The organism is Dehalococcoidia bacterium (assembly GCA_040902535.1).
GTDB lineage: Bacteria > Chloroflexota > Dehalococcoidia > DSTF01 > JACRBR01 > JBBDXD01.
Window position 1 is genome coordinate 289,830 of the sequence record JBBDXD010000018.1, and the last position, 6,045, is coordinate 295,874.

6 protein-coding genes are annotated in these 6,045 nt (G+C 68.2%); 3 read left to right on the forward strand and 3 right to left on the reverse strand.

Annotated features, from left to right (window positions below):
- Positions 1-80: 80 nt before the first annotated feature.
- Entirely contained in the window at positions 81-2,342 is a 2,262-nt protein-coding gene (locus WEB52_09590) for a transglycosylase SLT domain-containing protein (GenBank protein ID MEX2226688.1), read from the reverse strand.
- Between the two features lie 103 nt (positions 2,343-2,445).
- Between WEB52_09590 and WEB52_09595 the strand changes: the two genes are divergently transcribed.
- From WEB52_09595 to WEB52_09605, 3 genes are all read left to right on the forward strand, one after another.
- A complete protein-coding gene (locus tag WEB52_09595; GenBank protein MEX2226689.1) occupies positions 2,446-2,922 on the forward strand; it encodes a hypothetical protein in 477 nt (158 codons plus the stop codon).
- An 88-nt stretch (positions 2,923-3,010) separates the two neighbouring features.
- Complete coding sequence (gene alr, locus WEB52_09600) at positions 3,011-4,207, forward strand: alanine racemase (GenBank protein MEX2226690.1); 1,197 nt, start codon at positions 3,011-3,013, stop codon at positions 4,205-4,207.
- 29 nt (positions 4,208-4,236) lie between these two features.
- A complete protein-coding gene (locus WEB52_09605) occupies positions 4,237-4,767 on the forward strand; it encodes a DinB family protein (GenBank protein ID MEX2226691.1) in 531 nt (176 codons plus the stop codon).
- Here WEB52_09605 and WEB52_09610 read toward each other — a convergent pair.
- Both WEB52_09610 and speB read right to left on the reverse strand, forming a co-directional pair.
- The gene (locus WEB52_09610) at positions 4,764-5,084 is read right to left on the reverse strand and encodes a hypothetical protein (GenBank protein MEX2226692.1); all 321 of its coding nucleotides are present in this window, start codon (positions 5,082-5,084) and stop codon (positions 4,764-4,766) included. The genes WEB52_09605 and WEB52_09610 overlap by 4 nt on opposite strands.
- A 2-nt stretch (positions 5,085-5,086) precedes the next feature.
- Positions 5,087-5,965, reverse strand: a complete 879-nt coding sequence (speB, locus tag WEB52_09615) for an agmatinase (protein ID MEX2226693.1) — start codon at positions 5,963-5,965, stop codon at positions 5,087-5,089.
- Positions 5,966-6,045 lie beyond the last annotated feature (80 nt).

Below are 6,045 nucleotides of genomic sequence, written 5' to 3' on the forward strand. Positions count from 1 at the left end.
GTTCGGAGAAGCGTGCGCATGTTCGACCGATCAGGTGCCCTTCAGGTGATCATTCTAACGAAGCGCCGAAGACTATCGCCTCATTCGGGCAGCGACGGACGGTCGACGTCTTCGTAGAGCTGCCGGTAGCGCGCATAGTTCTCCATAACGAGCTTCACGTAGAGCCGCGTCTCGTCGAACTCCAGGTCTTCGACGAAGAGGTCCAGGTCGTCGCCGGCGGAGTCGATCGCATTGAACGACGTACCGGGGCCGCCGTTGTAGGCGGCGAGCGCGTGGTACACGTTGCCATCGAACTGGGCGAGCTGGTCGGCCAGGTAGCTGGCGCCGAAGCGCAGGCTCAACCGCGGACGAAAAAGATCCGCGACGGTGAAGCCGAACACGCCCAGATCGTCGGCGATGGCGCGCCCGGTGCCTTCGATCACCTGGGTCAACCCGAGCGCGCCGGCGGTCGAGCCGGCCTCCGGGTCGTAGTAGCTTTCCTGCCGGACGAGCGCGAGCAGGAGCAGCGGCGACACGTCGTGCTCGTCGGAGGCGTCCTGGACGAGGTCCGCGTACGCCTGCGGGTACGCGACGCGGAGCAGGTCATCGGGTGGTTCGCCCTTGTCGTCGTCGCGCAACTCGGCGAGGAGCCTCGTCGCGGCGCGGGCAGCGAATGCGGGATCGCCTTCTTCCTCGAACCGGCGCGTCACGTGAAACAATCCCGCTACGCTTGCCGCTGCGTCGTCGATCAGCGACAGATAGACGGCGTCCCCCTGCGGGCGGAGGCCGACGGACCGCAACTCGCGCGCGAGGTCCCAGCGTGCGTCGATCGCTGGCGGCGTGGCATCCGGGTCGACTGCATACGTCTCTTCAAAGTACTCGGCAATGTCGCCCCAGTCGATGTCGTCATCTTTGACATCGACGTCCTTCACGCCGTCGTCGTTGTCTTCGAGAAGCACTTCCGCACGGAGCGCGTAGAAGTTATCCGGCGCGTCCTGCACGAGTTGCTGCAGGGTCTGTTCGCCGGCGGGATTACCGGCTGCCATCTGCGCGCGTCCCTGCCAAAAGCGCGCCTTCGCCCGCGCTTCGTCGTCGGTAGCCGTGGTGGCGATGGCGCCCCATGCGAAGGCAGCGCCGGCGGGATCGCCGTTGCGATAGAGCACCATGCCGCGGTGGAAGTTGGCGTCGGCGGCCCATTCTGACGCCGGGTACTCGGCGACAAGCTGCGCGAACGCGGCGCCAGCTTCGTCGTAGCGGCGCGCCACTTCGAGCAGGCGCGCGCGCCACCAGAGGGCGTCATCGGACTGCGGTGATGCCGGATCGAGATCGTGCGCGCGCTGATACGCGGCGATCGCCGGTTCGACGTTGCTTTCGCGCTCTTCGATGGCGCCGACGTAGTACGAGGATTGCGCGGCGCGGTCGCCGGCGGCGATCGCGCGCCCGAACGCCTCGCGCGCGGCGGTGTTTCGGAACGCGCGATAGTGCACCAGTCCGCGGTCGTAGTCGCGGACCGGCACCGCCGCCGCATCAAGCGCCGCCAGTGCGTCGGTGGCCGCGGCGCCGGCAGGATAGCCCGCGACGACAGAGGCGTAGTCATCGACCCAGGTGACGTCGCCCAGACGCTGCTTGATCGCGGCGCTGCGGGCACGGGCCGTCGCCACGTCAGCGCCGGACGTCGCCGCGCGCGTATACCAGGCGAGCGCGTTGGCATCGGCGCCGCCCTGCTCGAACGCGCCCCCGACGCTGATCATGAAGGAGTTCTTGAATTCGCTGCGCAAATCGCTTGCCATCACGGCCTGCGCTGCCGCTTCCGCTTCGTCAAAGCGCCCGAGGCGCGCGAGCATCTTCGCGCGCTCGACCTGCGCGAATGCTGATGCGTCGCCGCCTGCGTTGATGTACAGCTGGTAACTATCGAGCGCGCCCTGGGGATCGGCGAGATCGTCGAGCACCGAAGCGAACAGGAAGCGCGCCGGCGATCCGTCGGCGGCAGCGCCGGCTTCGATGAGGTAGGCGCCGAGCACGTCGCGTGCCTCCGCAAAGCTGCCGCCACGCTGGAGGAGCTGCGCCTGCGAAAAGCGCGCCTGCTGGCGGTCCTCGCCGTCGCTTTCCGCCGCGATCGATGCGTAGACGCCGATCGCGCCCTCGAAGTCGCCCTCGTAGCGCAGTTGGTCGCCGAGGTTAGGGTCGGCGGGCGAGGGGGAGGGCGTGGGCATGGGGATCGCGGGGGCGGGCGTCTCGCGCACCGCTGTGGGCGTCGGCGCCGGATCGCCGGAGTCGAAGCACGCGGGCGATGCCATCGCGACGAACGCGGCGGCTGCAACAGCGAGCGGGCGCGCGACCGTGCGGGGACGCGTGAGATGCATATCGCTCCCTGGTGGGCGCGGGTTTTGACAGGGATCAGGGGCAATGGTAACCTCGGATCGAAGGCGGTCGCAATCTGAAACCGCCCAATTCTCCCTTATGAACTTGCTGCGGCTGACCCTGATTGACTCCGCCGGCGGCGTCAGCTTCGTGGCGCATGGCGAGGCGCTTCCAGCGCTCCTGCGTGCGTGCGCGAACGGCGCTCGCGAGATCGACGACCTGCTGGTGCGCGCCGAGCCGTATTACCACGGGCTGCGCGAACGCATTGCCAATGGAATGGCAATGTTCGATGAGCGCAATACGCCCGGGAACTACGACGCCATCCACGACGCCCTGGAACGGGCCCAACCCGAAGAATCGCCGCTCTTCCGCATCGTCGATGATGTGACGCGGGAAGCGAGCCTGCGTCCGGTGAAGGCGGGCGCGGTGATCATCAACCTGATGGACCGGCGGATCATTCAGCTCCAGAACGCCTACAAGGAGATCCGGCGCACCGGGCGGGGCCGCATCTTCGATGGAGAGCGGCTGACGGACAGCGTGTTCACGTACCGTCTGCCAAAAGACTGGGCGCTCGTACCCTAGACATCGCGCGAACTCGCGATACTCCCGTCACTCCGCCGATGCCCATTTGCATCTGATCTGCACGCGGTCCATCGCGTATGCTTGCCGCATGCAAGAGCCTCGGGATCGTTGGACGGGGCGTCCCGTGTGGGCGGAAATCGACCTCGACGCGCTGTCGCACAACGTGCGCACGCTCGCCGAACCCGCGGCGCCAGCCCGGTTGTACGCGATCGTCAAGGCGAACGCATACGGGCACGGCGCTCCAGCGGTCGCCCGGGCGGCGGTCGAAGCGGGCGCGGCGGGCCTCGGCGTTGTCTGCGTCGACGAGGGCGAAGAGCTGCGCCGCGCAGGCATCGACGCGCCCGTGCTGATCGTCGGTCACGCCCAGACGTCGGAAGCAGAGCGCATCGTGGAACTGGGGCTGACGCCGACCGTCACGTCGATGCAAGCGGCGCTCGCGCTATCACGCTTCGCGACGGATCGCGACGTCGAACAGCCGGTGCACGTCGAACTCGAGAGCGGGCTCAATCGCAACGGCCTGATGGTGAATGAGTTGGTGCGCTTCGCGGAGGCCGTGCGCAAGCTGCCCGGCATCGTCATCGAAGGGCTGTACACGCACTTTGCCGCCGCGGAGGAAGGCGACACGGCGTTCACGCACGAGCAATACGAAGCGCTGATCGCCGCGGCGGAGCGCCTGCCCTGGATCCCGATGCGCCACTGCGCGGCATCGGCGAGCGTGTTGAACGCCCCGCACATGGCGTTGGAGATGGTACGGGCGGGACTCGGCATCTACGGCTATCATCCGGCGCCGCGGGGCGACGATGCCGCCGACCTGCGGCCGGTGCTGACGCTGAAGAGCCGCATCGCGCGGCTGGTCGATGTGGAGCCGGGCGCGACGGTGGGCTATGGACGGACGTGGACTGCGGCGCGGCCGTCGAAGATCGCGCTGATCATGTGCGGTTACGCCGACGGCTACCGCCGCGCGCTCTCAGGACGCGCGAGCGTGCTCGTGCGGGGCTGCCGAGCGCCGATTGCGGGCCGGATCGCGATGGATATGTGCACGGCCGATGTCACGGGCGTGCCGGGCGTTGCGCCGGATGACGAGGTCGTTATCATGGGCCGGCAGGGCTCGGAGGTGGTCGACGCCGACGAGCTTGCAGGGCTTGCCGACACGATCTCGTGGGAGATCCTGGCCGGGATCAGCGCGCGCGTGCCGAGGATCTACCTGCGCGACGGCGTCGCGGTGGCCCAGACGACGCTGAACGAGCGGTCGCCGGAGCCAATCGACGCCGTGGCTCCCGCCTGAGCGCCGCCCGCAACTTCGAGGAAACAGCTATGCCTTCGCAGACACCCAACGTGTTCACGTTCCCGCGCAATGAACCGGGGACCGAGGGCCATCTGGAACTCGTCGAGCCGCTGCGTACGGTGCCGCGCAGCGCCGCTGATGCCGTGCGCGGGCTTTCGGAGGCGATGCTTCGTTACGCGCCGGCGGACGACGGATGGTGCATCAAGGAGATCATCGGGCACTTGCGTGACGCCGCGGAGGTCTACCACAAGCGCCTGTACATGATATCCACGCAGACGGATCCGGTGCTGCAGCCGTACGACCCCGATGCGTTCGCCCGCGAGCACAACTACATCGAGCGTGACATCGAAGAGATGCTCAATGACCTGCGCCTGTTCCGGGGCGACACGGTGCAATTGCTGACGACGCTCGTGAACTGGAACTGGGCGCGAACCGGCCGCCACCTGGAAGATGGCCGCTTGAGCATCCGCCAACTTGTCGAGCTCATGATCGAACACGAGTCCGAACACCTGGACGACATCAGGCGCTTGCGCGAGCGTGCGGTAGCAGAGCTGGCCTAGCCGCGGACGATGAACCGTCGCGTGTAAGCCGGCACGAGCGACAGCGCGCCGATGACGATCGCGAGCGCGATCAAGAACGCACCTACCGCCAGCCGCACGACGGCGTCGACCGCCGCGAGATCGTCGGATACGGCGCTGATGATGGTGAACGCCGCAATCACCAGCGTCAGCACCGCCAGCGCCGCGCCGGCGACCCGCGCGAGCGGCGACGGCAGCCGCCAGTCGGGCTCGGCGGCCATCGAAGGCTCCGCGGCCGGCGTTGTGCCGGGGGGCGCCGCGTCGGACCGGCGGTCGCGCCGTTTGCGCTTTTTCGTCATGGCTACTCCGTCGGCCCGAGGGCGAGGCCGATCAGGCGGTACGTGAGCTTCGCGGCGAGCTGCGCGCACGATCGCGGCCCGAGCGACGGCGACAGCTCCGTGACGTCGAACCCGACGACGCGCTTGCGGCGCGTCAACTCGACGAGCAGGTCCGTCACTTCGTCCCAGCGCAGGCCGCCCGGCTCCGGCGTCCCCACGGCGGACATCTCCGCCGGGTCGAAGTTGTCCAAATCGATCGTGATGTAGACGTCATCTGTCAGGTTATCGACGACGCGCGAGGCGCCGGCCTCTCGAAGTTCGCGCGGCGAGTAGAACGCGAGGCCCTCGCTGCGGATATATGCGTGGTCCTCGAAGGCGGCGCTGCGCAGGCCGACCTGCGTGACGCGCGCGACCTCGTTGGCGCGGCGCAGCGTGCAAGCGTGGTTGAACTTCGAATAGAGGTACTCGTCGCGCATGTCGGAGTGGGCGTCGAAGGCGAGCACCGAGAGGCCCGGCGTGCGCTTCGCGTGCGCGCGTACGGCGCCGACGGCGACGGTGTGCTCGCCGCCGAGCGTGACGACGAACTTCTGTTGGTCGAGCAGCTCCGCAACCACGCTCTCGATGCGGTCGATCATCGCCTCGGGCGATCCGGTGTGCGGCGCCAGTTCGGGCAGCGTGTGGATGCCGTGGCGGTACGGCTCCAGCCCGAGCCCAACGTCGTACAGCTCCATATCGGCGGACGCTTCGGCGATCGCGCGGGGGCCATCGCGGGCACCGGCGCGGGCGGTGACCGTCGAATCGTACGGCACCGGCAGGACGGCGACGCGCGAGCGCTCGAACGAACTGTACTCGTCTTCGAGCGATGCGAAGTTGGCGTGCGGGTAGAAGCGGTCATCGGCCACGAGGGAAGGGTAGCCTGTCCGGTCGCTGGTCGCTGGTCGCTGGTCGCTGGTCGCTGGTCGCTGGTCGCTGGTCGCTGGTC